The organism is Actinopolymorpha sp. B17G11, from assembly GCF_040196095.1.
In the GTDB taxonomy this organism is placed as follows: domain Bacteria; phylum Actinomycetota; class Actinomycetes; order Propionibacteriales; family Actinopolymorphaceae; genus Thermasporomyces.
In genome coordinates this window covers 19633-44615 of record NZ_JBEFTW010000038.1, presented here as the reverse complement: position 1 = coordinate 44615, position 24983 = coordinate 19633, and the positions used below count along the sequence as shown (strand labels likewise).

The window sequence follows — 24983 nt, the reverse complement described above, 5'->3', positions numbered from 1 at the left end:
TCGCCTCACTGGTACCGAACGCGCGGGTCGAGGAGCGGATACAGGAGGTCGATGATCAACACCGCCGTGGCGACGCCGATGATCGAGTAGAGCGTGACCCCCATCATCAACGAGTAGTCGTTCCGCTGTACCGCCTGCAGACTCAACGTGCCGATCCCCGGATACCCGAAGACGACCTCCATGATCAAGGCACCAGAGAACACCGACCCCAACTCCATTGCCAGGCCAGTGACCTGCGGCAACATCGCATTCCGGGTGACGTAGTGCGAGAGCACCCGTCGGGGCCGGATTCCCGCCGTCTCGGCGTAGACGACGTGGTCCTCGGAGATGACGTTGCTGGTCAACGCCCTCATCCCGAGGAACCAGCCGCCGAACCCCACCATGATCAACGTCAGCGCTGGGAGTGTGGCGTGATAGAGGTAGTCGGCGATGAAGGCTGGCGTCAACGACGGGGAGACGCCACGGCTATAGGCACCGGCGAAGGGAAAGAACGGCAGCACATGGGCAAAGGCGACCAGTAAGACAATGGCGACCACGTAGTACGGGATCGGGCGGACGGCCTGACTGGTGACGTCGACCACGCCGAGCGCCCGGCTGTTGGGATAGTAGCTCGCCAGCACTCCGAGCATGTTGCCCAGGATCCAGGTGATCAGCGCAGCGGCCACCACGATCCCCAGCGTCCAGGGCATAGCCTGCCCGACGAGCTCACTCACCGGCGTCGGGAAGCTCGACAGCGATGGGCCCAGATCGCCGCTGAACAGTCTGCCCCAGAAGGCGAAGTACTGTTCGATCGGACTGCCCGACAGGCCGTACATCTCGGTGAGCGATTCCCGCAGATGTTCGATCGCCGTTGGATCGACCGACTGGCCACTGCTGGTCATCAATCCGATTTGCGATTCCACCGGATTGGTTGGCGCCAGCCGCGGAATGATAAATGTCACCGTGACGCCGATGAAGATCACGGCGACATACTGCACAAGCCGCGGAACCAAATAGCGCAACAAAAATGACCGCATCCGCCCTCCTTATGGCGTAGTCGCCCCCCTGGTGCGACGATTCTTGCTGCCGCACCAGGAGGACGGTGGTTCAACCATCAGCCCTTGGGCTTCACCCGGGTGAACATGTACTTCGTATTCGCCCAGTTCGGCACAGGGTTCGTGTAAGGATCCTCCGAGGTTGGGAAGCCCTCAAAGAATGTCGTATCGCAGACGGTGAACACGTTGTAACTCATCAAGGGGATGATCGGCATCTCTTCGGCAGCCAGCTTGAGGAACTCAATTCCTAGCTCGACACCTACCTCGTCATCGAAGTCGGAGTTCTGGATCTCGATGATGATCCGATCAAGTTCAGGATTCTTCCAGCGCATCGAGTTCTTGCCGACGACCCGTTTCCCGGATTCGATGTAGAACTGCGAATGCCACGATTGGAGGAAGTAGAACAGATCGGGGTGGCCGCCCCAGGTTTCGATCGTCCAGCCGATCGCTGCTGAGAAGTCGCCCAACGCGACCAGATCACCCGAGTCGTCGGTGGCGACGTGGCGGGTCTTGATGCCGAATTCATTCCAGCATTCCACCACCATGGATGCCGCCCGGTTCATCGTCGGATTACTCTCGGCGGCGCTCAGTACCGGAACCTCGAACGGCGAACCGTCCGGCAGCGCCCAGGTGTCCCCGTCGCGCTGCATCCCGGCCGCCAGCATGAGTTGCTCGGCTGTCTCCAGGTCGTGCTTCCACCACCCGCTGCCAAGTGCGGTCTTGATCTCTCCCGGATCGGTCGGCACAAGGTCACCAAGTGTCTTGCGCGCCTCTTCGGCGATCCGGTTGCCTGCCTCAGCATCGAAGGGCCTGTAGGCGCTCCCACCGACATCGATCGAGAACTCGTTGAGCCAACTCTCCAACGGATCGAAGTAGTACTTCGGGTACAGCCCGGTCGGCGGGACGTGAATGGCCGAGATGGTCGCCGCGCCACGATAGGAGGCCATGGAGACGCGGACAATATCGATCGCCAGTGTGAGCGCCCACCGGACTTCCTTCTTGTCCAAGCCCGGTTTCTCGTTGTTGAGGAGCACCGCAGGCAGGGTGGGGTCGGGATGTGCCCACGGGAAGTCGCTGAACCAGCCCACCGATGTCGGATTGTCCTCGGCCAGCTGGATCCGGCCCTCGGGGGTGATGTCGTGGATCACGTCGAGGTTCTTCTGCATCTGCGAGATGACGCGCTTGTCGCTGGGTCCGGGCGCGATGTACATCGCGTACGGCGGGCCCGGCTCGCCGATGAGGCCCATCGACGTCTTGTCCCAGTCCTCGCGCTTCTCCCACAGGTACCAGTCCCCGTTGGGATCGAAATCCTTGAGCGTGTACGCGCTCAGGCTGACCGGCGGATTGAACCGGAACTCCAACGGATTTGATTCGGCTTCAAAGATGTGCTTGGGCATCATGAAGCAGGCGGCCCAGCGCACCGTGAAGTAGGTATGAAACCGCGAGTTCGGGGCCTTGAGATTGAAGACCACCGTGTACTTGTCGGGCATGTCCATGCTCTCGACATTTTCCTTGAACTGCCCGGTGTAGGACCACCCGTCGTTCTTCATCTGCACGTCGACGGTGTAATGCAGGTCCTCGGCGGTGAATTCGACGCCGTCGCTCCACATCAACCCTTCCCGCAGCTTGACGGTCATCTGGGTGAAGTCGCTGTTGTAGATCGGCTTGTCGGCAGCGCAGGCGTTGTCCCAGACGCCGTTCACACCAGCGTCGGGATCGATGTACCACAGGGCGTCGAGGCCGATCTGCTGGAGCCCGGTCGATGCCCCGGTCATTCCGGGTCGCCACCGGTTGAAGTCGTCCGCGGGTGCAATCCGGCCGCCGGGGTTCTCCAAGATCAGGCAGTCTTTGCGTTGCACGCCGGGGGCGACTTCCTTCGAGCCGTTGGCCGCTGGAGCATTGTCCGCCGGCGCCTCGCCGGGACCCTTCGTCGGGTCGCCGCGGTCGATTCCACAGGCGGCTAGTCCGGAGGCCGCTGCTGCGGCGGATGCCGCTGCCAGAAAGCCGCGTCGGGTAATCGGATACGTCATTGTTGTTCCTCCGATTCGGATGGGTTGCTGCGTCCGGTCGCCAACCGGACCGTCACAAATGAATGTGCCGGGATGGTGACTGTCAGCGTGTTCTGCGAGAGGTTTGCGCCGTCAAATGTGGTGGGTGCCACGGCATCGGGGCGTTCCGGCGTGTTGTGGCTCTGCAGGGAGTCGGCGTGAAGGATCCGCGCGGAGACGCCGGACGGGTCACCGCCGCGCAGGTTGTAGGTGATGGTGTGGTCAGCCTCGGCATCGAGGTTGGTCAGCGAGATCAGTGCGTGGTCCTCCTTCGCTGTCGCCGTCGTGGTGACCAACGGCACCGTCCTGTCGTTGTACTGCTCGGTCGGCGTGGCATCGAGCAGGTGGACGTCGAGCCGGGCGGCGTCGTGATGTCCCTTGTTCATCTCGAAGACGTGGTAGGTCGGGGTCTTGACCAGCACGTCGTCGAAGGTCAACAACATGGCCTGCAGCACGTTCACGGTCTGGGCGATGTTCGCCATGATCAACCGCTGCGCGTTGCGGTGGAAGGCATCGAAGTGCAGGCCGGCGATCAGCGCGTCGCGAAGGGCGTTCTGTTGGTAGAGGAAACGCGGGTTGGTGCCCGGTTCGACCGCCCACCACGTTCCCCACTCGTCGAGCACAAGGCCGATCCGGCCATCGGGGTCGTAGACATCCATGACGTTGCTATGCCGCTCGATCATGGTCTCGACACGCCAGGCGTTGGCCAACGACTCAAGGTACTCGTCGGTGGTGAAGTCGGTAGCGCTTCCGTGCTTGCGGTTCGTGAGGCCCGTGTAGTAGTGGAACGAGACGGCGTCGAAGTAGTGCTTGGGGTTGCAGCCGCAGCCATAGTCCCCCATGGTCTGCATCAGGGACTGCGTCCACGAGTAATCGTCGCTCCGCGCACCGGAGGCGATCTTGTACAAGACGTTGCCGTCGTGGTTGCGGCAGTAGGTGGAGTACTGACGGGCGAGATCAGCGAAGTAGTCACCTCGCATGTTGCCGCCGCAGCCCCACGTCTCGTTGCCGATGCCCCAGAACTTCACGCGCCATGGATCGGGCCGACCGTTCTCGCGGCGCAGTTTCGACATCGGGGCCTTGCCGCTGCGGGTCAGATACTCGACCCACTCGGCCATCTCCCGAACGGTCCCGGACCCGACGTTGCCGCTGATGTAGGGTTCGGTGCCGAGTTGCGCGCACAAATCCATGAACTCGTGAGTTCCGAAGTGGTTGTTCTCGACCACATTTCCCCAATGGGTGTTCACCATCGACGGACGGCTCTCGCGTGGCCCGACGCCATCGTGCCAGTGATATTCGTCGGCGAAACATCCGCCGGGCCACCGCAGGTTCGGAGTCGCAATTCCCCGCAGTGCTTCGACGATGTCGGTGCGGATTCCCCGAACGTTCGGGATGCCCGAGCCTTCCCCGACCCAGATGCCGCCGTAGATGCACCGCCCGAGGTGCTCAGCGAAGTGGCCGTACAGGTGCCGGCTCACGGTGGGGCCGGCCACATCGAGATTGATGACGGCGCGTAGGTGCGACACAGGCTCTCCTGGGGGTGGACGTGACGAACTGGACTGGGGCTGGGCTTCGTATACTCGTGTGGTGGCAGGGATGGCGGACGTGGCTCGCCTTGCCGGCGTGTCGCCGATGACGGTCTCGCACGTCGTCAACGGGCATCGGTACGTGCGCGACGAGACGAAGGCGCGCGTGTTGGCCGCGATGGCCGAGCTCGACTACCAGCCGAACCTGGCCGCTCGGGCGCTCCGTCGCGGACGCGTGGGGGCGATCGGGCTCGCCGTCGGCCACATCCACTACGCATACAACGCCAACCTTGCCCGCACGGTCACGGCCCAGGCGGCGGCGCTCGGTTACCACGTGGCGATCGAAGCGACGGGCGGCGACCGGAACGGCGAGGCCGCGACCTGGCAGCGGTCGCCACTGTTCTACGACGGCTTGCTGATCAACGCCAACCAACTCGAGCGGCTGCCGGATGGCGTGCGCGCCGATTTTCCCGTTGTGTTTCTTGGCGAGAGCATGTCCGACCCCGCCGTCGATCACGTGGCGATGGCGAACGTCGAGGGCACGCGCCTCGCCACCCAACACCTGCTCGACAGCGGTTGCCGAAGGATCGCGATGGCGGGTGGGAGTCTGACGACCGCGAAGCGCATGGTCACGCTGCGCACCCAGGGGTATGTCGACGCCCTGACCCGGGCCGGACTGCCCATCGACCCGGCGCTCGTCGTCGGGGCGTCCGACGCCCCTCCGCTGCGCACGGGGGCGGTCGCAATCGCCACGATGGTGGCGGCCGGTACCTCGTTCGACGGTGTCGTCTGCACAACCGACAGCGTCGCGTACGGTGTGCTTCGGGGCCTTGCCGAGGCAGGTCTCAACTGCCCGCGCGACGTGCGGGTGGTCGGTTTCGACAACCTCCCCGACTCCTGCTACACCGTACCCAGCCTGACGTCCATCGATCCCCACGACGAGGACCTCGTGGCAGCGGCGCTCGGCATGCTGGTCGAGCGCATGAAGGGATTCACCGGGCCCGGCAGAAGCATCGTGGGGGCGTGCTCTGTCGTTGAGCGAGAGTCCACCCGCTAACTCCGTCCGCTGCGGCATCGTTGCCACCGGCATCCTTCTTGTATCGATATACACAGGAGGTGCATAGAGTACGCGTTGACTCATCCAAAGTGCGCGTGTAGAGGGTTAGTTGCCTCATCTGGACATGCGCGGAAGGCTCTGACGCCACAGGTGCGTGCGCCCGCGCCCCGCGGCCTCGGCGGGAGCCTGTCTACGGCGAGGAGGTGATCGAGGCGCCGCGGAAGGTGTGGGCCGTGATGGATGCGGCCACTCTGGCTGCCGCACGGGTGGGGGCGTCACGTCGCGGCGTTCGTCGATTCGAATTCATCGCGCCGCATGAGGCGAGCGAACTTCGGGCAACTCTCTGCGGTTACGACCGGCACGAGGCCGGCCAGGCACTCACCGCCAGCGCCAAGATCTACAGCCGATGGCTCGACGACACCGGAGCGGCGATCGAGCGCCACCACGAGGCCCAAAAACTCGCCCTGCAGTACCTTCGCGACGTCATCGATCAGGCCAGCTGGCCCTTGGCCTGCACATCGTCGGCCAGGCCGTTGCTGAGCCGAGCGACCGCTACCCCGGCACATGCAACAGTGGATCAACCGCTGACTCGCTGAGGCGCGAGCCTGCACGACACACTCCGCTCACCCTGGCAGTGCCTGGCGGTTCCGAGGCGTACGTGTCGTTCCAGAACTTCACCTCCACCCCCGGGTTCGTCACGTGGCGACTGGCTCGGCGAGTCGTCTTCGTCTACACCCGACCCGGCGAGAAGGTCATCGACTTCGACGCCGACCTACAACTTCGTGACGCCGCGTCAGCTGGACGCGGCTACCTGCCGATCACTGAACCGGCTGAAGGGGGTCAGCTCGTTCTTTCCACCTGCGCGGATGCCGGTTGAACTGGGTGTTTGCCTGGCCTGCGGAAATTCAAGCGCCCCCGGCAGGATTCGAACCTGCGACACACGGTTTAGGAAACCGTTGCTCTATCCCCTGAGCTACGAGGGCTGGCTCGGCGCTGGCCCAGCGTATCGATGAACCAGCCCCGGTCCGGCGTCGGGCACGCCTACGTGCCGACGCTCAGTAGCCGCGCTCGACCTCGATCACGCCGACGAGCTCCTCACCTGCGATGTACCGACGTACGTTCTCGCCCACCCGTTCGGCCAGGCGAGGCATCAGCAGATGCGAAGGGTTGGCCGAGTGCGGGCTGATCAGCGCCCGCGGCTCGCTCCACAATGGATGGCCGTCGGGTAGTGGTTCGGGGTCGGTCACATCGAGCCCGACGCCGCCGATCGTCCCGGCCGCCAGTGCCTTCACGACGGCGTCGGTGTCGATCAACGATCCGCGCGCGATGTTGACGAGCCACGCGTGGGGCTGCATGAGCGCCAGCTCCCGTTCCCCGATCAGCGCCTGGGTCTCAGCGGTGGCAGGCGCGCCGATCACTACGACGTCCGACGCGGAGAGTACGCCGTCCAGCCCTGCCGGCGTGACGGTCGACGCCGCGCCTGGTACGGGCGTTCCCGATCGGGTGATCGCCAGCACCCTCACCCGGAACGGCGCGAGCAACGGGATAAGCGCCCGCCCGATCCCGCCGCATCCGACGATGCCGACCGTCTTGTCGAAGAGCGTCCCGACGTTGGGCCGCGTCCAGGTCTGTGCACGCGCCAAGGTGTGCAACTGCCGTACGCCGGCGAGCATGAGCGCGAGTGCCTGTTCGGCGACGGTCTCGGCGTAGCTGCCGACCGCGCTCGAGTAGATCTTGCCCGTACGAAAGATGTCGGCGGCGAACCACGACTCGACCCCAGCCGATGGGAGCTGCACCCACCGGATGCCCTCGTGGTCGACCTCGGCAAACTCGGCCGGCGAGCCACCCCACCAGACGATCGCCTCAGCGGCGGTACTCGTCTCGGTGGGTTCGCCGCCGGCGTTCTTGACCGCCTCGATCAGCTCCGGCGTCGCTCGGGGGCCGACGTAGATCTTCCGAGTGCGCGCTCCGTCAGTCATCTGACCATTATCTCGGCCCAGCTCCGGGCGGCCGCTCACGGGTACTTGATGTCGACCTCGGTCACGTCCAGCAGATAGTGCTGCGCCGAGTTCAACCGGTCGAACGTCGAACGCCGCAGATAGGCCTTCTGGTCCAGCTGTTGGGGGATGTCCCGCCGGCAGAACGCCGAGTGCATCGCCCGCCGCGGCCGGTCGGAGCTGTTGAGGGTGCCGCCATGCCACAGGTGACTGTTGAAGACCACGACGGTACCGGCGGGTGCGAGAAGCTGCACCTGGTCGGGGTGGTCGTCCGCGGGATCGGCCATCGCCTGGCCGGGGAGTACGCCGCCCAGGTGCGACCCGGGCACGACCCGGGTGGCGCCGTTCTCGGCGGTGAAGTCGTCGAGCAGCCAGATCGAGTTGCACACGCGGTAGTCGCCCGGCTGGACCGGCTCGCCGTAGTCGGTGTGCAGGCCCTGAAGTCCCTGACCAGGCAGCGCCGCCCTGCTGTTGAGAGAGAACATCTTGAACGTACCCAGGACGTGATGGATCGCTGCGAGCACGCGAGGATGGGAGAGGCACACCTCGAACATCGGGTCCTTGTTGACCAGATCGGCCAACCTGTCCGTGCCTTCCTCCTGGTGTACCTCCAGACCTGCTTCGGCGCCCTCGGCGGCAGTGAGTTCGGTCAGTCGAGCATTGAACTTGTCGACCTCGCCTTGCGTCAGAATCCCGTACAGGGGCAGGAATCCGTTGCGGTCCAGAGCTGCCTTCTCCTCGGCCGAGAGCGTGTCCTCTGCTACGCCGAGCTCGCGTAGGGCGGCGGTGATGTCCATGGGCGTTCGCTCCTTCCACACACCTTCCTCGCCGAAATTATCGCCAGGGACGGGCCCGCGGGCCATGCAGGACGCGACGAGCCCTATGCACAGAACGCCAGATCTGGGCAAGCTAGGGCCATGTCCGCGCTGCTCCCGCGATCCCAGGCAAAGATCGCCCCGGGTGCCGTCCACGTCCCTGACTGGCTCGACCTGGACACCCAGCGGCAACTCGTCCAGGCGTGCCGGGAGTGGGCCACCGGTCCGGCCGGCATGCGGGCGACGCGGCTGCCCAGCGGTGGCGTGATGTCCGTACGCACGGTCTGTCTCGGCTGGCACTGGGTCCCCTACCGTTACTCCCGCACCGTCGACGACGGCAGCCCGGTACGGGAGTTCCCGGACTGGTTGGGGGAGCTGGCTCGACGCGCGGTCGGGGAGGCGTACGACGATCCGGCGGCCGCGGAGGCCTACCAACCCGACATCGCGCTGATCAACTTCTACGACGACAACGCCCGGATGGGCCTTCACCAGGATCGCGACGAGCGCAGCTTGGCTCCGGTGGTGTCGCTGAGCCTCGGTGACGCGTGCATCTTCAGGTTCGGCAACACGCGCAACCGCAACCGGCCGTGGACCGACGTCGAACTCCGGTCCGGCGACCTGTTCGTCTTCGGCGGCCCGTCGCGGTTGGCGTTCCACGGCGTACCCAGAGGACTGGTCAATCCGCAGCCACCCGACGGCGTGGGTGGGGAGATCGGGCTGGGCCACGGCCGGTTGAACATCACCATCCGCGAGTCGGGTCTGCGCTGATGCCTCCACGTCGAACGAACGCGGGCGCGCGGGCCGGGAGCAGCGCGAGCGACGATGCCCCCCGACTCCTCGGAGCGGGCGTGCACGTGGCTCCCCGCGGGCGGCACTTCCCCGTCCACGCGCACGGTTCCTGGGAGCTCGTCTACTACCTGCAGGGGCGGGTGCGCTGTCCGATCGGTGAGGAGTGGTACGACGCGATGCCTGGCACGGTGCTGGTAACCCCGCCGGGAGTGCCGCACGCGGAGTACACCGACGCGGGCTACACGAACCGGCACATCCAGGTGCAGGCGCCAGCGAGCCAGGCCTGGCCGCGGGTGTGCTATGACGACGGTGACCGCTCGCTCGGCCGGATCTTCGACGCTCTCACCCAGGAGGTGGCGCACCCGGGACCGGATCGCGACGACATGGCTCGTCTCCTGCTCGCCGAGCTGGACCTGCGGCTGCGGCGGGCCCGAGCCACTGTGGACGTGCCCTCCGGGGAGCGGTTGGTGGCTGAGGCCGAACGCCTTGTCGAGGAACGCTTCGCCAGCCGGATCCGGATCGCCGACATCGCCGCCGAGCTGGGGGTGTCGCCGTCGGGGCTCCGTGCGTACTTCGCGAGGTTCCGTGGCACCACCCTGAGGGCGTACCTCCATGCGGTGCGGCTGCGACACGCGATGGGTTACCTGCGCAACTCCACGTTGACGCTGCAGTCGATCGCGGAGTTGACGGGGTACGACTCGGTGAGCCACCTGAGCCGTCACGTCAAAGCGGCGACGGGCGCGTCACCTGGAACCCTCCGCGGCCCGCAGCGTTCCTGATCCCGGTCGAGCACAGGGCGCCGGAACGAGTGGAAGGCCCGGTGGCAAGAAGAAGCCCGCCGGTCAGTGTGAGGGAGGGATTCCCCACACCGACCGGCGGGCGGTCAAGCGCCGAAGCGCTCGGATTCTGCTGTGACGACCGTCAGGTCGTCAGTGCCGGATCAGGCGACGGAGCTTGAAGCCGGCGAGGCCGACTCCAGCCAGCATGAGCGCGATCACAGCGCCCCAGCCGAACGTCGCGAGCGGCGCCTTGTTGGACGCAGGTGCCAGGTCGGCGTTGACCGCACCCTCGCCCTTGACTCCGCCAGCCTCAGCACCGGCCTTCACACCGGCACCGTCGGCCTCGACCTGCGCACCAGCACCGGCCTGCGGAGCTGCCGCGCCGGCCTTGACACCCGGCTCGGACACAGCAGCGACGTTGCTGCCGCAGTCCACCTTGCCGAGCTCCAGGTCGACGAGACCCGGGTAACCCGTCTCGACACCGAGGGCGGTCACGCTGATCTGTCCGGCCTTGGCGGTCTGCTCGCCGACCTGCAGGTTGGCGAGGCGCACCGCGTCGAGCTGGTCAGCCGGAACCGCGGCGAGAACCTGGTCGAGAACACCGGTGACCTCGACCGGCAGCTGGCTCTGAACCTTCGACAGGACGTCGGTGAGGTTCAGGTCCAGGCCCTCCGGCGGAACGCTCGCCACCGGAATCTGCTGTCCGTTCACCACCGCGACGACCTGGGCCTCAACCGGGCTGGCCTTGCCGAACGTGTCGCTCGGCGTGGACAGGCAGTTGGCCGTGATCGACTTGCCGACCACCATCAGCTGGATGTCGGGCAGACCACCGGTCGGCAGGCTGCCGAGGGCCGGCAGGCCACCGAGGGCGGGAAGCTCCCCAAGGCTGAGGTCCGGCAGCGCCAGGTCCGGAGACTCGACGTCAGGCACCCCAGGAATGGGCAGCGTGCTGGTCAACGGCAGGTTTCCGGTCAGGTCGCCGGTCGACGGAACCGCCGGCAGGAGGCCACCGGTCGACGCCAGGTTGCCACCGAGGCCACTGAGCAGGCCGTCGGCGAGACCGTCGGTCAGGTCACCTGTCGCCGGAAGACTCGGCAGCGCCGGAAGACCCGGGAGCTCTCCACCCAGCAGGGCGGTGAGGCCAAGCGCGTCGAGCGTCCCGAGCGACACCTGGATCTGGCCATCGCCACTGACCAGGCAGCCATTGTTGGCACCGAGCTGGACGACACCGTTGGCACCGACCACGCCCGCGCATGCGGCGGCGTACCCATTGGGAGTCGTGGCGGCGTCCTGTCCGAGTGCACCGACGAGCGCGACCTGCTGATCACCGATCATCGGCAGCTCAGGCGCCTTGACACCCTTCACAGTTTCCAACGCGCCATCATTAACCGAGAGGTAACCGCCACTACCGGCAACCTGTCCGCCCACGCTGACGTTGAACGAGTTGGCCTGCGCGCGGCTGACCGTCTCTCCAGCAGCGATGTCACTGCCATTGCCGCCGCCCGCGCTGGCTGCAGCCGGAGCCGCGGCAAGTGCCGACACCACGGCAAGGCTCGCGCCGACGACCGCGGCACGTCCTGCCCATGCTCCAGCTCGGATGAGCTTTTCCGGGGACGACCCCGGTCCACGCATCACCATCGACGCTGTCACGTCCCTCCACTATGCGGAAATTGCCATGCCCCCCAAGGCACTCTTGTGGCCCTGGCGTTATTTCCCTTGTGTGCTGGAGGAACGAGTCATTAAGGGGGAAGTTACGCCTTCTGCGGTGAATTTTCCGATTAGGAACGATTCACGGGACGCCGCCGGCTGGGTCGGCGGTGCCTGCCCCGCGCGTACCACGGCCAGGGGTGGCGTGTCTTGGTCCCGTTCCGGTCCTCGGGCCGCATCGGCAGGCCCCCATGCTGCACTGTGCGGGTGGCACGCGTCATGGAGGGCCCCTCGGTTCGCCCGTCGGCCCTGGTCAGGCGTTCGCGAGCTGCGTCTAACTCTCGCTCAGGCCGTCGATCGTAGCCATCTCGGCAGAGGTCAGCTCGAAGTCGAGTACGTCGACGTTGGACTCGATGCGTTCGCGTCGGGCCGACTTGGGGATCACCACGATGCCATGCTGGACGTGCCAACGGATGATGACCTGCGCGGCGGTCTTGCCGTGTGCCCCGGCGATCTCGACGAGGGCCGGGTCGTCGAGCCGCGCCGCCCGGAACGGGCTGTAGCCCTCGAGCACCACTCCGCGTTCGCGCATCGCGTCGAGTACGCCGCGGTCGAACTGGAACGGGCTCCACTTGATCTGGTTCGCCGCGGGCGCCTGCCCGGTCGCCTCGATGAGCTCGTCGACCTGCGCCACGGAGTAGTTGCTCACGCCGATGGCACGGGCCAGGCCCTGCTTCTGCGCCTCGACGAAGACCTGCCACGAGTCGACCCCGGCCGTTCCACCGGGTGGCCAGTGGATGAGCCACAGATCGACGTACGGCGTACCAAGCTTCTCCAGGCTCTCCTCGAGCGTCTGGCGTTCGCGTCCCACGTGGTCCGGCGGCATCTTGGTCGTGACGAAGATCTGGTCGCGGGGTACGCCGCTGTCACGCAACGCGGCGCCGACCTGGGACTCGTTGCGGTATCCGGTCGCGGTATCGATGTGCCGGTAGCCAATTTCCAGGGCCGTCTGCACGGAGTTGCGAGCCTCGTCGTCGCGAAGCTGCCAGGTGCCGAAACCGAGGAGCGGCATGCGCCCGCCGCCCGGAAGGGCGGCAACGAGGTCGGAGGTGAGGCCGATGTTAGTCATGGGTCAGGTCCTACCCCGTCGACCGGGCGGCTGCCAAGTGAGGGGTCGCGGCGCCGCCCGGCGCTGGCCGCATCCGGTCCGCCGTTGAGTCGGGAACAACAGTGGGGACGTCCAGGTTTGCACCGGCGTGGCTACCGACGTCGCGCACGTTCCGCTGTCCGTACTCGACCTCGCCCCCGTCGGGTCGGGCCAGACCACGAGCGACGCGCTCCATGCCTCTGTCTCGCTCGCCCGGCGGGTCGAGGAGCTGGGCTATCACCGCTACTGGGTCGCCGAGCACCACAACATGCCCGGGATCGCCTCGACCAGCCCGGCGGTCATGATCGCCCATGTCGCGACCCGCACGTCCCGTATCCGGGTCGGCTCCGGCGGGGTGATGCTGCCCAACCACGCTCCGCTCGTGGTGGCCGAACAGTTCGCGATGCTGGAGGCGCTGCATCCGGGTCGGATAGACCTCGGGATCGGTCGTGCTCCCGGGACCGACCAGGCGACCGCGGCAGCGTTACGTCGTACGCCGGAAGGACTGGGAGCAGAGGACTTCCCGCGCGAACTCGACGACCTGCTGGCGCTCCTCGGTGACCCGACCCGGGAAGAAGCGCGGACTCTACGGATCACAGCCACCCCGGCGGCACTCTCGTCGCCGGCGGTGTGGCTGCTCGGGTCGAGCGGCTACAGCGCCCAGGTCGCGGGCACGCTCGGGCTGCCGTTCGCGTTCGCTCATCACTTCAGCGCCCGGAACACCCTGCCGGCGCTCGATCTCTACCGCAGCGCATTCCGGGCGTCCGAGGTGCTCGACAGGCCGTACGCGATGGTCACGCAGGCAGCGTTCGTGGCCGACACCGCCGAAGAGGCCGAGCGGCAGGCCCAGCCCGCGCGGTTGGCGCAGGTCTCGCTGCGCGCGGGCCGACCGCGCGCGTTGCCGAGCCCGGAGGAAGCGGCGGCGCACGCGTGGACCACTGCCGAGCGCGAGATCCTCGCCGCCTCGCCCGGCCGGCCGACGGTAGGCGACCCCCAGGGGGTACGAACCGAACTGGCGGAGCTGGTGGCGGCGACCGGCGCCGACGAGCTGATGATCACGTCCATGACCCACGGCGTCGACGAACGGCTCCGGAGCTTCGAACTGCTCGCGAAGGCCTGGCAGTGAGCGCGAGCGGGACAGAGACTGGAGAGATGACGCCAGCCAAGTACCCAGCCGACGGGCCGGACGACGGAACTGCCCCGGAGTCGGGTGCGGAGTTTGCGGAGTCGAGTGTGGAGTCGGGTGCGGAGTCGAGTGTGGAGTCGGGTGCGGAGTCGAGTGTGGAGTCGGGTGCGGAGCCGGCCGACGGACTTGGCGGCCAGCGGGTCCACGAGCGGGACGACCGTAGTGACCCGGAGCCGGGGGGCCAGCGGGTGACGCGATCGTCGGTGTCGCCGGACCGGATCGGACCGCTGCTTCCGGCCCGGGCGGCCGAGGACGATCCGGCGTCCTGGGGCGATCGCGGGGACGATGACGACGAGCGACTGCGGGCCGACGTACCACCCCACCACGGCGCCTGACCTCCCACGCGCTTCCCGACGACCTCGCCACCAGCCGCCGGCGCAGGCCCCTCGCGTCCGCCGCTCACGTGACCCGGTGACGCCCAAGGCGGGTCACGTGGTGGGGGAACCGCGCAGCACCAGGGACAGGCGAGCGGTCACGGCAGCCCGCGCCAGGTCGGCGGCGACCTCCGGCGGCACCGCCACGACAACGAGACCGCCCTCGGCACCGAAACCACCACCCACCCCACCTCCGCCACCCGCGAGCGCGGAGTCACCCGACAGCAGATCGCCGGACAGGTCACCGCCGCTCGCACCCGAACCGTCTCCGTTCCCGGCAGCCAGCCGCCCGTCTCCCGTACCGGGGAGCACGAGCACTCTCGCCTCGCGCACGACGTACCGGGCCGGCGACCCGGCGTCCTCCGCATCGGTCTCCGCGGCCAGCAGGTCGATCCGGTCACCCACCCGGACAAGGGCCAGTGCGCCAGCGTCGGCCACCCGCACAGGGGCCGCGACCAACTCGCCCTCGGACCGGTCGTGGAGAAGGCCGGGGCCTACCAGGTCGACATCGGTCAGGGGCGCACCCGCGCGGACCGGCCCGGCCAGGATCCGCCCGGTGCGTGGATCGCCTGGCGTCAGGGCGCCGGCGGGTATGACGTCACGGGGGAGAGCGACCGTGCGAACGTCGGAGTCGGCGAGGCGGGCGCCGCCGGGCAGGTCGCGTGCCGCCGCGAGCACCGTGGCGGTCGGCGCCGGTGCGGGTTCTGTCAGGTGGAGCGCCACCGCCATGCCGGCCGCCGCCAGCCCTGCCGCGAGCAGCCGCCGGTGCCACGACACCGCCCGGCGCAGGTCGCGCCCGAACCGTCTGGTCGTCAGCATGTCGATCATTCCGGCAGGGTGAGCGGGATCGGCAGCCCGTCGAGGGCCGTGGCGCACGGGCAGGCTCGCACGGACGGGAGGTCGGGGATCACGGAGTACAGCACCTTGCGCAGGCGGTCCAGGTGGGTGGCGAAGAGCGCGAAGACCTCCGCCTGGCTGACCCCCTCTCCTTCGGTGACACCGGCGTCGAGGTCGGTGACCAGGGCGATGGCGGTGTAGCAGAGGCCGAGCTCGCGCGCCAGAACAGCTTCGGGGTGCCCGGTCATGTTGACGAGCGACCAGCCCGCCGCGGCGTACGACCTGGACTCGGCGCGGGTCGAGAACCGCGGCCCTTCGATCACCACCATCGTCCCGCCACCGGTGGCTCGCCAGCCCGTTCGGTCGAGGGCGTCGAGGACGACCCGGCGACCGTCGGGACAGTACGGATCGGCGAAGCTCACATGGACCGCGCCCGTGTCGTAGTAGGTCTGGATCCGGCCCGACGTCCTATCGACCAACTGGTCGGGGACCACGACGCTGCCCGGGCCGAGGTCGGCCCGCAGGGAGCCGACCGCGCACGGACCGAGGACCTGTCGTACGCCGACCGACCGCAGTGCCCAGAGGTTGGCGCGGTAGTTGATCCGATGGGGTGGGTGCCGATGATCGCGCCCGTGCCGCGGCAGGAACGCGACAGCGCGGCCGCCGACGGTGCCGACGACCAGTGGATCGGACGGCTCACCGTAAGGCGTCGTGACGGCGACCTCGGTGGTGTCGTCGAGAAAGGCGTAGAAACCGGAGCCGCCGATGACGCCGATCTGCGCCCGCGGGGGCGGCGAGGAAGGGGGAGATGCGGTCATGCGGAGAGGCTAGGGAAATTCGGTGGACCCCGAGCGAGTTGTCCACATTCGCAGCCGATCGGGCACCTGTGGACAAAATCTGGCAGTACGCAGCGTCCAGCGCTCGTTGATCGCGGCGGTGTGGAGGGTGGCTCCGTCGCAGGCGGCTAGCTTGTCAACGTGGTCGCCATCGCTCGCGGCTAGGCCGTGTCTCCTAAACCCTGGCGGTAGTTGAGGATGGCGGCAGCGAGGGTGAGTCCGCCGAGGTAGGTGATGGCGTACTTGTCGTAGCGGGTGGCGATGCCGCGCCATTGCTTGAGTCGGTTGAAGCCTCGTTCGGCGGTGTTGCGCCACTTGTAGATCAGGTGGTCGAAGCTGGCGGGTCTGCCGCCTGCTGACCCCTTGGCCTTGCGGCGGCCGAGTTGGTCGATCCGTTCGGGGATGGTGTGCGGGATCTTCAACGCCCGCAGGTGTGACCGTGTGGACGGATGGGAGTACGCCTTGTCGGCCAGCAGCCGGAACGGTCGGCGGTCATAGAGCCGGTGCCGGGTCAGCAGCGGCGCCAGCATCGGGTTGTCGCCGGCCTGCCCGGGACTGAGCAGCAGCGTGATCGGTCGGCAGTCGGCGTCGACCAGCGCGTGGACCTTGGTGGTGAACCCGCCCCGAGACCGCCCCAAGCCATGATCATCAGGCTCGGCCGGCAGATTCTTGTAACTCGACTCAGCCCCTTTTTAGGCCGGGGGCGCCGGCGGCGTGCTGATGGGCTCGCACGCTGGTCGAGTCCGCACTCAACAGCCGCCTCATGTCCTTCGCACCCGCCGCATCCGGGCACGCGAGGCGGACCGCGGCAAAGATCCGGTCGTAGGTTCCGTCGGCAGACCACCGTCGGTGCCGCTTCCACACCGATTGCCACGGCCCGAACTCCGCTGGCAGGTCACGCCACGGACAGCCGGTCCGGAACCGCCAGCAGATTCCCTCCAACATCAACCGGTGGTCATTCCATGGACGCCCCTGACGCCCATCCCCACAAGGAAGAACCGGCTCGATCACAGACCACAAACCATCGTCGATCACACCTGAACGGATCATGAAACCAATACTGGCCGACCACACGCCACATCTTTAGGAGACACGCCCTAGTCCTTCTAGGGCCTAGGCAGCCGAGCCCGACTTGCTCGGTGTCGCAGAGCTGGAGCTGGAGGCTCCCGACGAGGATGAACTGGTCGCCTTGTCACCGGACTTGCCGTCACTCGACTTGCTGCCACCGCTCGACGAGGCGTCCGACGATCCGCTGCTGGACGAGGAGTCGCTGGACTTCGACTCGCCGTTGGAGCTCGAGGACTCGGACGACTTCTTGCCACGGCCGTCGGACCGGCTGTCGTTGCGGTAGAAGCCCGACCCCTTGAAGACCACGCCCACGGCGCTGAAGACCTTGCGCAGCCGGCCGGCACAGGTGGGGCACTCGCGGAGCGGATCGTCGGTGAACTTCTGGACGACCTCGAGCTGCTCGTCGCAGTCGACACAGGCGTACTGATAGGTCGGCACTGCTCCTCCAGTCAACATCGCCGCCATGTCCGAGGGCGGCGGCCAACGCAGCAAAGATTAGCACTCCCGGCACCTGACTGCTAAGCGCCGGCAGCCCCTTCCGGACGCTCTCCCCGGCCCTCGCGGCCCGGCTCCGTCAGTCGAACGCGCGCAGGTCCCGGTCGGTCGCGAACCACAGCGCTTCCGGCAGGTCGAACGTCGCGAAGGCGTAGTTGCCCATCGGAAGCCAGTACGCGTACTCGTCGGGGGTGCAGCCCTGCCAGACCAGGACGATCCGCCAGGTATCGACGTACAACGTCCATACCCGGCGCTGCCGAACGGTCCCCTCGTCGTCGAACCGGTAGACGCGTTCGAGCTTCACGAGATTGCCGAGGACGTCGTCCTTCTCGGTCTCGATCTCACAGCCGGTGAGCTGCTCGAGGCCGGCGTCGATGCCCTCCCGCAGGGTCGGCAGGTCTTCGGCGACGACGCGTTCGTCGAGCTTGGTGATCCAGGCCGCGAAGTAGGTCTGCGGCGACTCCCCAACCTCGGGGGCGTACATCACGCCTTCACGGTCGTCGGCGAGCTCGAACTCGTTCCAGTCCGAGGGATACCGGAACGAGAACCGTCCGAGGGGGTCCTTGTAGGTGGTGACGCCGGTGAATCGGGGGCGTCCCGTGCGTACGGTTCCAGTCACGATGGTGTCCCTTGTGTTGCTTCCTGAGCAGCCGCCGCGGCGACGACTTCGGGCGCCTTGATCTCCGTCAGTCGGGTCGTGCCCTTGAGTGAGAGTTCGTCGGCGAAGTGGCAGGCCGCCAAGTGCGTTCCGCCAACGTCACGAAGCGGTGGCGCCTCGGTCTTGCAGATCTCCTGGGCGTACGGGCAACGCGGGTGGAAATAGCACCCACTGGGCGGATTGGCCGGGCTGGGAACCTCGCCGGCGAGCAGCGTCGGCCGGGTCCGCTTGCGTGGATCCGGTTGCGGCAGCGAGGACAGCAACGCCTCTGTGTAAGGCATCTTCGGGTTGTAGAAGAGGTCGTCGGTGGTGCCGACCTCGACCACCTTCCCGACGTACATCACCGCCACGCGGTCGGCGATGTGCTCGACCACGCTGAGATCGTGGGAAATGAAGAGGTACGTCAGGTTGAACTTGTCCTGCAGGTCCTCGAGCAGGTTGAGCACCTGCGCCTGGACCGAGACGTCCAGCGCCGACACCGGCTCGTCACACACGATCAGCTTCGGGTTGAGGGCAAGCGCGCGGGCAATGCCGATGCGCTGACGCTGGCCGCCGGAGAAGGCGTGCGGATACCTGCTCGCGTGTTCCGGACGAAGACCGACCACGGTGAGCAGTTCGGCGATCCGGTCGCGCAGCTCACGGCCACGCAACATGTTGTTGATCACCAGAGGTTCGGCGATGATCCGCCCGACCGTCATGCGGGAGTCGAGGGAGGAGAACGGATCCTGGAAGATGATCTGCATCTCCGGCCGGATCCGCTTGAGCAGCTTGGAATCGGCCTTCTCGACGTTGATCGCCCCGAGCTCGTCGTGGTGGTAGATGACCTCGCCCTCGGTGGGTTCCTCGAGGCGCAGGATCGTCCGCCCGGACGTGCTCTTGCCGCAGCCGCTCTCGCCCACCACCGCGAACGTCTCGCCGCGCGCGATGGAGAGGTCGAGACCGTCGACGGCCTTCACCTGGCCGATGGTGCGCTTGAAGAAGCCAGCCTTGATGGGGAAGTGCTTCTTGAGTCCCTTGACCTCGAGCAGCGTCTTCTGATTGTGCGGAGTCTCGCCCACGATTCCTCCTACTTGGCCGTCGTCGCGGACGCCACCTCGGCCGGTGTGCTGCCGGGGTAGAGATGGCACCGTACGCTGTGGTCGGTCTTGTCGGCGATCGCCGTCTCCTCGGGCAACACCGTGTCGCAGAGGCCCGGCATGGCACTGGGACACCGCGGGTGGAAGGGGCAGCCCGGCACCTTGGAGTACGGATCGGGAACGGATCCCTTGATCACCTCGAGCTGTGCTCCGCGGTTCACGCCGATCCGCGGGATCGAACGCAGCAAGGACACCGTGTAGGGATGCTTCGGGTCGTGGAACAGGTCGTCGACCGGTGCCCGCTCGACGACTCGACCCAGATACATCACCACGACCTCGTCGCAGAGCTGGGCCACCACGCCCATGCTGTGGGTGATGAACATGATCGACATTCCGAACGACTCCTGGAGCTCACGCATGAGCTCGAGGATCTGCGCCTCGGTCGTCACGTCGAGGGCGGTCGTCGGCTCGTCGGCGATCAGCAGTGTGGGCGTACACGAGAGCGCCATGGCGATCATCGCGCGCTGCCGCATGCCGCCGCTGAGCTGGTGCGGATAGCTCTGTGCGATGCGGTCCGGGTTGGGCATGCCGACCCGGCGGAGGATCTCGACGGCCTTCTTCTGTGCCTCGGCGCGATCCGATGTCTGGTGGAGCAGGACAGCTTCCTCGATCTGGTTGCCGATCGTGTAGACGGGATTCAGCGACGTCATCGGCTCCTGGAAGATCATGGAGATCTCCTGGCCGCGGATACTCCTGATCTCGGGACTGCCCGGATCGAGGCTGGTCAGGTCGACGATCTCGCTGCTGTCCGCATCGTTGTCGACCTGCCCGGACGCGCCAGCCGCAGGAGAGGGCCGCGATCCGCCGGACCGGCGGCGCCTTGGCCGGAACAGGATGTCGCCGCTGACGATCCGTCCGGGCTTCTCGATGATCCGCAGGATCGCCCGTGCGGTGACGCTCTTGCCACATCCGCTCTCGCCGACGATGCCGAGAACCTTGCCCCGCGGCACATCGAAACTGACGCCGTTGAGGGCGTTCACGACTCCGACCGGCGTCGGGAACTCGACGTGGACGTTGCGGACGCTGACCACCGAGTCCGTGGACATCTCGGTGTCGGGTGTGCTGATGGTCGCCTCACTCATCTGGACTTCCCTGCCTCCTAGCGCCGGTGGATCGTGCCGGTTGCCCGCCCCACGAACCCTCAGCCATAGGGGTCCACCGCGTCTCTGACTCCGTCACCCAGGAGCTGGTAACACGTCACCGCGAGAATGACGGCCACCGCGGGAATGAGCATCCAGGGATACTGCGTGACGACCTGAATCTTCTGTGCGTCCTGCAGCAGGACTCCCCAACTCACCGCCGGCGGCAGCATGCCGATGCCGAGGAACGACAGTGAGGTCTCGGCGATGATGGTCCCAGGAATCGCCAGCATCGTGACGACCACGAGGTGACTGACGGAGTTCGGCACCATGTGCGTCAGGATGATCCGGCTGTGCCCACTGCCCGCCGCGCGCGCGGCGGCCACGTAGTCGGCGCTCGAATACGCCATCACCTTTCCGCGCACCTGGCGGGCGAGGCCTGCCCACGCCACCAGCGACAGGATGATGGTGATGAGGAAGTACCGTTTCGTCACGGTCATGTCTCGGGGGAGCACCGCGGCCATCGTCGCCCACAGGGGCAGCGTCGGCACGGACAGGATGATCTCGATCGCCCGTTGGAGCAGGTTGTCCACCAGGCCGCCGAAATAGCCCGAGATCGTGCCGATGACGGCCGCGAGGATAGTCGCGACGCTGACGCCGAACAGCCCGATGGTCAACGAGACCTGGGACCCGGCGAGGGTTCGGCTGAAGACGTCACGCCCGTCGATATCGCCACCCCACAGCATCAGCTTGGACGGCTCTTTCGCGGTCAGCAGGTGACGGTCGCTGGGGATCAAGCCCAATATCTTGTACTCGTAGCCTTTGCCGAACCACTCGACCTTCGACGCCTTGTTGCAGTCGACCTTGTATTCGAAGGTGAAGTTCTCCTCGTTGAGTGTCTGCGTCTGCCCGCAGATGGCGAGACCGCCGTCCCAGGTGAGCTTCGACGGTGCGGCGTTCTTGAGATTGGAGTCGACGGCGGTCGGGTCGTTGGGCGAGAGGAACGGAGCAAGGAGCGCGATCGCGTACATCACCAGCAGGATGAGGCCGCCGGTCACCGCGAGCTTGCTCTGCTTGAAACGTCTCGCCATCAGCCGCCACTGCGAGACCTCGCCGACGTCGCTGCCCTTTTCGATCGGAGCCGCCGTCACGTCGTGCGTGGGTTCGGAAACCATGGCCATCTGTAGTTACCCCTCACTCGGCGGAACGGGCTCGAGGATCGACCCACGCCAGCGCGATGTCGGCGAGCAGGTTGCCGATAAGCAGCAGGACGGACAAGATCATCAGAATGCCGACCGCGAGATACATGTCCTGGTTGAGCAGTGCTCGCAGGAACAGCGGCCCGATCGTGGGAAGGTTCAGCACGATTCCCACGATCGCCTCACCGGAGATGATCACCGGAAGCGTCGTACCCAGTGCCATGATCAACGGGTGAACGGCATTTCGGACCGCGTGCTTCCAGATCACCCGCCGCTCGAGCACGCCCTTTGCGCGAGCTGTCTGGACGTACTGCTGGTTCAGGACGTCGAGGAGGTTCGCCCGCATCACGCGGGTGAGCCACGCCGTGCTTCCGGCGGAGATGACGACCAGCGGAATCCAGAGATGCTTGAGCAGGTCGACGACCTTGCCGACGCCCCACGGCGCGTCCTGGTACTCCACTGAGAACAGTCCGCCGACATCCGCACCCAGGAACCGGGCAGCGAAGACCAGCACGATCAGCGCCAGCAGGAACTCCGGGATCGCGACGCCGACGAACTGGATGAGCGTGATGAGGTAGTCGGGTAACGAATATCGATGGGTTGCTGAATAGACACCTATAGGTATCGCGATGAGCCATGCGAGAGCGGTCGCCCCACCGGCGAGCATGATCGTGAAGCCGAGCCGGCCCCAGATGAGGTCCGCCACCGGGGTGCGTTCGGTGAACGACTGGCCGAAGTCGCCCTTGACGAAGCCGCCGATCCACTTGCCGTACTTCACCATGACCGGGTCCTTGACGCCGTAGCGGACCTCGAGCGCGGTGATCTGGTCCTGCGAGACGTTGTTGCCGATACTCCGCAGGCGTTGGATCTCAGCGGTCAGCGCGTCACCGGGAGGCGCCTCGATCAGGACGAAGCTGACGATCGAGACGATGAACAGCGTGACGACCATGTAGAGGCCTCGGCGCACGATGAACGCAAGCATGGCGGTTGTCTCCCGGTCGTTGGGTCCCCGTCAGGACTAGCAGTCGTACCCTCCAGGTACGCGCCGCGGGACCGGGAGGCGATCGGTCCCACAGCGCGTACGGTCTCGGTCAGATCGCGTGCTCCTCGGGCTTCTGCCAGAAGTAGGTCTCGGGGTCATAGACCGCAGGAGTCGGGTGGATCCACGGGTTGGCGAATCCTCCGAGTGCGAGGTTCTCCTTCCGTGGCACGTTTCCGAGATCCTTCTTGGCGAGGATGACCCGAGGTGTGTTGGCGACGACACCCATGAAGAACGGTCCGTCGGTGGCGTGGATCTTGATCATCTCCCAGACCAGCTGGTGCCGCGCCATCTCGTCGGGCTCGACCTTGGTCTGGTCGTAGAGGTCCCACAGCTTCTGGATCGGTCCGTCGGCCTCTGGCTCCATGCGTGGTGGCGTCCGCTTGAAGGGTTCGACGTTCAACTGCTGCTTCTCGGCCGGCGTTCCCCGGACGTTGTACATCTGTCCTTCCAGAGGCGCCCAACGCGACGGCTCGAGCGGCACCAGCCACTGAGGGTAGACGAGGTGGTTGGGACCGTCGCCGACCTCCCACGCGCTGTGGGAGGTGAGCTCGCCGGCGTTCCACTGGTCGGCGAAGGCCTCCGGCGACACGGGGTTCTGCGTCGCCTTGATGCCGATCGCCTTCCAGTCCGCGACGAGGTACTGGTTCTTGGACTTGTGCTCGTCGTCGGTGTCGGCCGGGAAGTCGAGGCGTACCGTGAGCTTGTCGCCGTTGGGATACTCGCGGAAACCGTCGCCGTCCTTGTCGACGACGCCGATCTCGTCGAGGAGGGCCTTGGCGCCTTCGACGTCGTGCTGGACGAAGGAGTCCCGCCACTGCTTGTAGACGGTCTTGCCCTCGTCGTTGATGAGGTACTCGATCGCCTTGGGGCTCAGCGTGCCGGTGGTGAGTTCGCCGGTGTTGAAGTAGAGCGCCTTCTGGATCTCAGTCCGATTCACTCCGAGAGACAAGGCCTGACGGAACTTCGGCTCGCGGATGAGCTCGCGGAAGTTCTCGTCCTTGTGGTCGTAGTTGAAGAAGAAGATCGAGCTCGTGCCCGAGCCGCCGTCCCAGAGGATCACGTCGAGCTGGGAGGTCGACTCGGCGTTCTTCATGGTCGAGATGTCCGCCAGGCCGATGTCGGAGAACTGCCCTTGTATGTAGTCGACCTTGCCCTGCTGGGCCTGCAGCTTGCCGACCTCTGGGTCCTGGACCATCGAGAAGTTGAGCTGGTCGAGATAGGGCAGCTGGTCACCGTTGGGCATCACGACGTAGTAGTACGGGTTGCGGTCGTAGACGACGTTGCGGCCTTCGTTCAGGGTCTTGAGCTTCCACCCGGTCATCGTCGGGCAGTCAGGATTGCGGGACCAGTCGACCTTGAGCTCGAACTCCTTGCCCTGTTCCGCCCAGTCCTTCTCCACGTCCTTGTTGTACTTCGGGTGGAACTGCTCGGCGTAATGCCTGGGCGCCATCCACTTCGGGCCGTTCCCCACGGTGCCGTTGACCCACATGGCCAGCCGGTCTGCGGTGAGCGGGGTCGGCGCGTCGAAGGTCATCACCAGGGTGGTGTCGTCCGGAGCGGTGAACTTCGCGAGCGTGCCCTTGCCGGAGCGGGCCTCGTCCGGGGGAACGTCGGAGTGGTCCTCGTTGATGACCATGTCATCCCACCAGAACATGATGTCGGCGGTCGTCCACGGCTCGCCGTCGGACCATTTGAGCCCCTTGCGGAAATGCAGGGTCCATTCCGAGGCGTCGTCGTTGGACTCCCAGCTCTCGACGAGGCCCGGGCCGATGTCGAGCCCGTCGTTGAGATAACGCAGCAGGGAGTAGCCGTACATGAACTCCTTGACCGATCCATCGACCGGGCCGCCGGTGCCGGGCTTGCTGATCAGCAACGCCTGGCCACCGAACTTGCCGGGCTGAGCCCACTTGTGCGGAATCACATATGGGTTCTCGGGAAGCCGCTCCTCGATGGGAGGCAGGTCGCCTGACTTCACCATGTCGGCAAGCATGGGCGCCTCGTTGAACTTGGCGGGCTTGCTCAGCGGCTTGGTTTCAGATCCTTTGGCCGTCGAGCCACCGGTAGGCGCCTTCGTCTCCTTCGAGCCGGAGGGAGTTCCGCTCGAACAAGAGCCGAGCATGACCGCGCCGGCCGCGGCGGCGGACGTGTAGAGGAACGTTCGGCGGTTGAGCATTGCCTGGCTCATCTGGGGTACAAAGTCACTCATCGCAGTTGCGCCCTTTCTTTCAACGGGC

General features: G+C 66.4%; 24 protein-coding genes and 1 tRNA gene. 7 read left to right on the top strand and 18 right to left on the bottom strand.

The features are described from left to right. Positions 1–5 precede the first annotated feature (5 nt). The 3 genes from ABN028_RS29100 to ABN028_RS29090 form a co-directional block, all read right to left on the bottom strand. On the bottom strand, positions 6–1016 hold the full coding sequence (locus ABN028_RS29100) for an ABC transporter permease (protein WP_349698821.1): 1011 nt from the start codon (positions 1014–1016) through the stop codon (positions 6–8). Positions 1017–1093: 77 nt separating this feature from the next. Beyond that, positions 1094–3064 (bottom strand): ABC transporter substrate-binding protein, encoded by a 1971-nt coding sequence (locus tag ABN028_RS29095; RefSeq protein ID WP_349331425.1) that lies wholly within the window; start codon positions 3062–3064, stop codon positions 1094–1096. Next, the gene (locus tag ABN028_RS29090; RefSeq protein ID WP_349698820.1) at positions 3061–4608 is read right to left on the bottom strand and encodes an alpha-N-arabinofuranosidase; all 1548 of its coding nucleotides are present in this window, start codon (positions 4606–4608) and stop codon (positions 3061–3063) included. Before ABN028_RS29090 ends, ABN028_RS29095 begins: the two co-directional genes overlap by 4 nt. 70 nt (positions 4609–4678) lie before the next feature. Here ABN028_RS29090 and ABN028_RS29085 point away from each other — a divergent pair, with 70 nt between their 5' ends. From ABN028_RS29085 to ABN028_RS29075, 3 genes are all read left to right on the top strand, one after another. Continuing rightward, positions 4679–5665: a LacI family DNA-binding transcriptional regulator gene (locus tag ABN028_RS29085; protein ID WP_349698836.1), complete on the top strand. Its 987-nt coding sequence runs from the start codon at positions 4679–4681 to the stop codon at positions 5663–5665. A 203-nt stretch (positions 5666–5868) separates the two neighbouring features. Continuing rightward, entirely contained in the window at positions 5869–6261 is a 393-nt protein-coding gene (locus tag ABN028_RS29080) for a hypothetical protein (protein ID WP_349698819.1), read from the top strand. Positions 6262–6299: 38 nt separating this feature from the next. Continuing rightward, positions 6300–6542: a hypothetical protein gene (locus ABN028_RS29075; protein ID WP_349698818.1), complete on the top strand. Its 243-nt coding sequence runs from the start codon at positions 6300–6302 to the stop codon at positions 6540–6542. A gap of 33 nt (positions 6543–6575) precedes the next feature. Here the strand turns inward: ABN028_RS29075 and ABN028_RS29070 are convergent. The 3 genes from ABN028_RS29070 to ABN028_RS29060 form a co-directional block, all read right to left on the bottom strand. Next, positions 6576–6648, bottom strand: a tRNA-Arg gene (locus ABN028_RS29070). Between the two features lie 72 nt (positions 6649–6720). Then, positions 6721–7644 carry a D-isomer specific 2-hydroxyacid dehydrogenase family protein gene (locus ABN028_RS29065; RefSeq protein ID WP_349698817.1) on the bottom strand — a complete coding sequence of 308 codons (924 nt, stop codon included), beginning with the start codon at positions 7642–7644 and terminating at the stop codon, positions 6721–6723. A 35-nt stretch (positions 7645–7679) separates the two neighbouring features. Continuing rightward, complete coding sequence (locus ABN028_RS29060) at positions 7680–8459, bottom strand: phytanoyl-CoA dioxygenase family protein (RefSeq protein ID WP_349698816.1); 780 nt, start codon at positions 8457–8459, stop codon at positions 7680–7682. Positions 8460–8579: 120 nt separating this feature from the next. On the opposite strand from ABN028_RS29060, the gene ABN028_RS29055 reads away from it, so the two are divergent. Together ABN028_RS29055 and ABN028_RS29050 are read left to right on the top strand one after the other, a co-directional pair. Then, positions 8580–9245, top strand: a complete 666-nt coding sequence (locus tag ABN028_RS29055; protein ID WP_349698815.1) for an alpha-ketoglutarate-dependent dioxygenase AlkB family protein — start codon at positions 8580–8582, stop codon at positions 9243–9245. Positions 9246–9325: 80 nt separating this feature from the next. Next, complete coding sequence (locus tag ABN028_RS29050; RefSeq protein WP_349698814.1) at positions 9326–10045, top strand: helix-turn-helix transcriptional regulator; 720 nt, start codon at positions 9326–9328, stop codon at positions 10043–10045. Positions 10046–10195: 150 nt separating this feature from the next. Here ABN028_RS29050 and ABN028_RS29045 read toward each other — a convergent pair whose 3' ends face one another. Both ABN028_RS29045 and ABN028_RS29040 read right to left on the bottom strand, forming a co-directional pair. Next, entirely contained in the window at positions 10196–11695 is a 1500-nt protein-coding gene (locus tag ABN028_RS29045; protein ID WP_349332148.1) for a hypothetical protein, read from the bottom strand. A 331-nt stretch (positions 11696–12026) separates the two neighbouring features. Then, on the bottom strand, positions 12027–12821 hold the full coding sequence (locus tag ABN028_RS29040) for an aldo/keto reductase (RefSeq protein WP_349332149.1): 795 nt from the start codon (positions 12819–12821) through the stop codon (positions 12027–12029). A gap of 127 nt (positions 12822–12948) precedes the next feature. Between ABN028_RS29040 and ABN028_RS29035 the strand changes: the two genes are divergently transcribed. Further along, positions 12949–13965: an LLM class flavin-dependent oxidoreductase gene (locus ABN028_RS29035; RefSeq protein ID WP_349332150.1), complete on the top strand. Its 1017-nt coding sequence runs from the start codon at positions 12949–12951 to the stop codon at positions 13963–13965. A gap of 26 nt (positions 13966–13991) precedes the next feature. Next, complete coding sequence (locus ABN028_RS29030) at positions 13992–14360, top strand: hypothetical protein (RefSeq protein ID WP_349698813.1); 369 nt, start codon at positions 13992–13994, stop codon at positions 14358–14360. A gap of 93 nt (positions 14361–14453) precedes the next feature. Here the strand turns inward: ABN028_RS29030 and ABN028_RS29025 are convergent, their stop codons facing one another. From ABN028_RS29025 to ABN028_RS28980, 10 genes are all read right to left on the bottom strand, one after another. Continuing rightward, positions 14454–15227, bottom strand: a complete 774-nt coding sequence (locus tag ABN028_RS29025) for an SAF domain-containing protein (RefSeq protein WP_349332152.1) — start codon at positions 15225–15227, stop codon at positions 14454–14456. Beyond that, a complete protein-coding gene (locus ABN028_RS29020; RefSeq protein WP_349332153.1) occupies positions 15224–16054 on the bottom strand; it encodes an S-methyl-5'-thioadenosine phosphorylase in 831 nt (276 codons plus the stop codon). The genes ABN028_RS29025 and ABN028_RS29020 overlap by 4 nt, the downstream gene beginning before the upstream one ends. A gap of 179 nt (positions 16055–16233) precedes the next feature. Next, positions 16234–17122 (bottom strand): IS5 family transposase gene (locus ABN028_RS29015; protein WP_502877684.1). Its coding sequence is split into 2 segments (ribosomal slippage): positions 16234–16762 and positions 16761–17122, totalling 891 coding nucleotides; the frame shifts between segments, so codons are not numbered across the junction. A 63-nt stretch (positions 17123–17185) separates the two neighbouring features. Next, positions 17186–17578 carry an FmdB family zinc ribbon protein gene (locus tag ABN028_RS29010; protein ID WP_349332339.1) on the bottom strand — a complete coding sequence of 131 codons (393 nt, stop codon included), beginning with the start codon at positions 17576–17578 and terminating at the stop codon, positions 17186–17188. Between the two features lie 136 nt (positions 17579–17714). Further along, positions 17715–18254, bottom strand: a complete 540-nt coding sequence (locus ABN028_RS29005; RefSeq protein WP_349698812.1) for a PsbP-related protein — start codon at positions 18252–18254, stop codon at positions 17715–17717. Beyond that, on the bottom strand, positions 18251–19351 hold the full coding sequence (locus ABN028_RS29000; protein ID WP_349332337.1) for an ABC transporter ATP-binding protein: 1101 nt from the start codon (positions 19349–19351) through the stop codon (positions 18251–18253). The genes ABN028_RS29005 and ABN028_RS29000 overlap by 4 nt, the downstream gene beginning before the upstream one ends. Before the next feature lie 8 nt (positions 19352–19359). Continuing rightward, positions 19360–20511 (bottom strand): ABC transporter ATP-binding protein, encoded by a 1152-nt coding sequence (locus tag ABN028_RS28995; RefSeq protein WP_349332336.1) that lies wholly within the window; start codon positions 20509–20511, stop codon positions 19360–19362. A 59-nt stretch (positions 20512–20570) separates the two neighbouring features. After that, positions 20571–21689, bottom strand: a complete 1119-nt coding sequence (locus ABN028_RS28990) for an ABC transporter permease (RefSeq protein WP_349332335.1) — start codon at positions 21687–21689, stop codon at positions 20571–20573. Positions 21690–21702: 13 nt separating this feature from the next. Beyond that, positions 21703–22689 (bottom strand): ABC transporter permease, encoded by a 987-nt coding sequence (locus ABN028_RS28985; protein ID WP_349698811.1) that lies wholly within the window; start codon positions 22687–22689, stop codon positions 21703–21705. 109 nt (positions 22690–22798) lie between these two features. Continuing rightward, positions 22799–24955, bottom strand: coding sequence for an ABC transporter substrate-binding protein (locus tag ABN028_RS28980; protein ID WP_349332333.1), 2157 nt, complete (start codon positions 24953–24955; stop codon positions 22799–22801). Positions 24956–24983 lie beyond the last annotated feature (28 nt).

What these genes read in the sequence shown, in the direction of transcription:
- ABN028_RS29085 (WP_349698836.1), top strand. Translation starts at nt 4,679, where the DNA reads ATGGCGGACGTGGCTCGCCTTGCCGGCGTGTCGCCGATGACGGTCTCG.
- ABN028_RS29030 (WP_349698813.1), top strand. Translation starts at nt 13,992, where the DNA reads ATGACGCCAGCCAAGTACCCAGCCGACGGGCCGGACGACGGAACTGCC.
- ABN028_RS29100 (WP_349698821.1), bottom strand. Translation starts at nt 1,016, where the DNA reads ATGCGGTCATTTTTGTTGCGCTATTTGGTTCCGCGGCTTGTGCAGTAT.
- ABN028_RS29060 (WP_349698816.1), bottom strand. Translation starts at nt 8,459, where the DNA reads ATGGACATCACCGCCGCCCTACGCGAGCTCGGCGTAGCAGAGGACACG.
- ABN028_RS29095 (WP_349331425.1), bottom strand. Translation starts at nt 3,064, where the DNA reads ATGACGTATCCGATTACCCGACGCGGCTTTCTGGCAGCGGCATCCGCC.
- ABN028_RS29055 (WP_349698815.1), top strand. Translation starts at nt 8,580, where the DNA reads ATGTCCGCGCTGCTCCCGCGATCCCAGGCAAAGATCGCCCCGGGTGCC.
- ABN028_RS29040 (WP_349332149.1), bottom strand. Translation starts at nt 12,821, where the DNA reads ATGACTAACATCGGCCTCACCTCCGACCTCGTTGCCGCCCTTCCGGGC.
- ABN028_RS28985 (WP_349698811.1), bottom strand. Translation starts at nt 22,689, where the DNA reads ATGCTTGCGTTCATCGTGCGCCGAGGCCTCTACATGGTCGTCACGCTG.
- ABN028_RS29065 (WP_349698817.1), bottom strand. Translation starts at nt 7,644, where the DNA reads ATGACTGACGGAGCGCGCACTCGGAAGATCTACGTCGGCCCCCGAGCG.
- ABN028_RS29025 (WP_349332152.1), bottom strand. Translation starts at nt 15,227, where the DNA reads ATGATCGACATGCTGACGACCAGACGGTTCGGGCGCGACCTGCGCCGG.
- ABN028_RS29020 (WP_349332153.1), bottom strand. Translation starts at nt 16,054, where the DNA reads ATGACCGCATCTCCCCCTTCCTCGCCGCCCCCGCGGGCGCAGATCGGC.
- ABN028_RS28990 (WP_349332335.1), bottom strand. Translation starts at nt 21,689, where the DNA reads ATGGCCATGGTTTCCGAACCCACGCACGACGTGACGGCGGCTCCGATC.
- ABN028_RS28980 (WP_349332333.1), bottom strand. Translation starts at nt 24,955, where the DNA reads ATGAGTGACTTTGTACCCCAGATGAGCCAGGCAATGCTCAACCGCCGA.
- ABN028_RS28995 (WP_349332336.1), bottom strand. Translation starts at nt 20,511, where the DNA reads ATGAGTGAGGCGACCATCAGCACACCCGACACCGAGATGTCCACGGAC.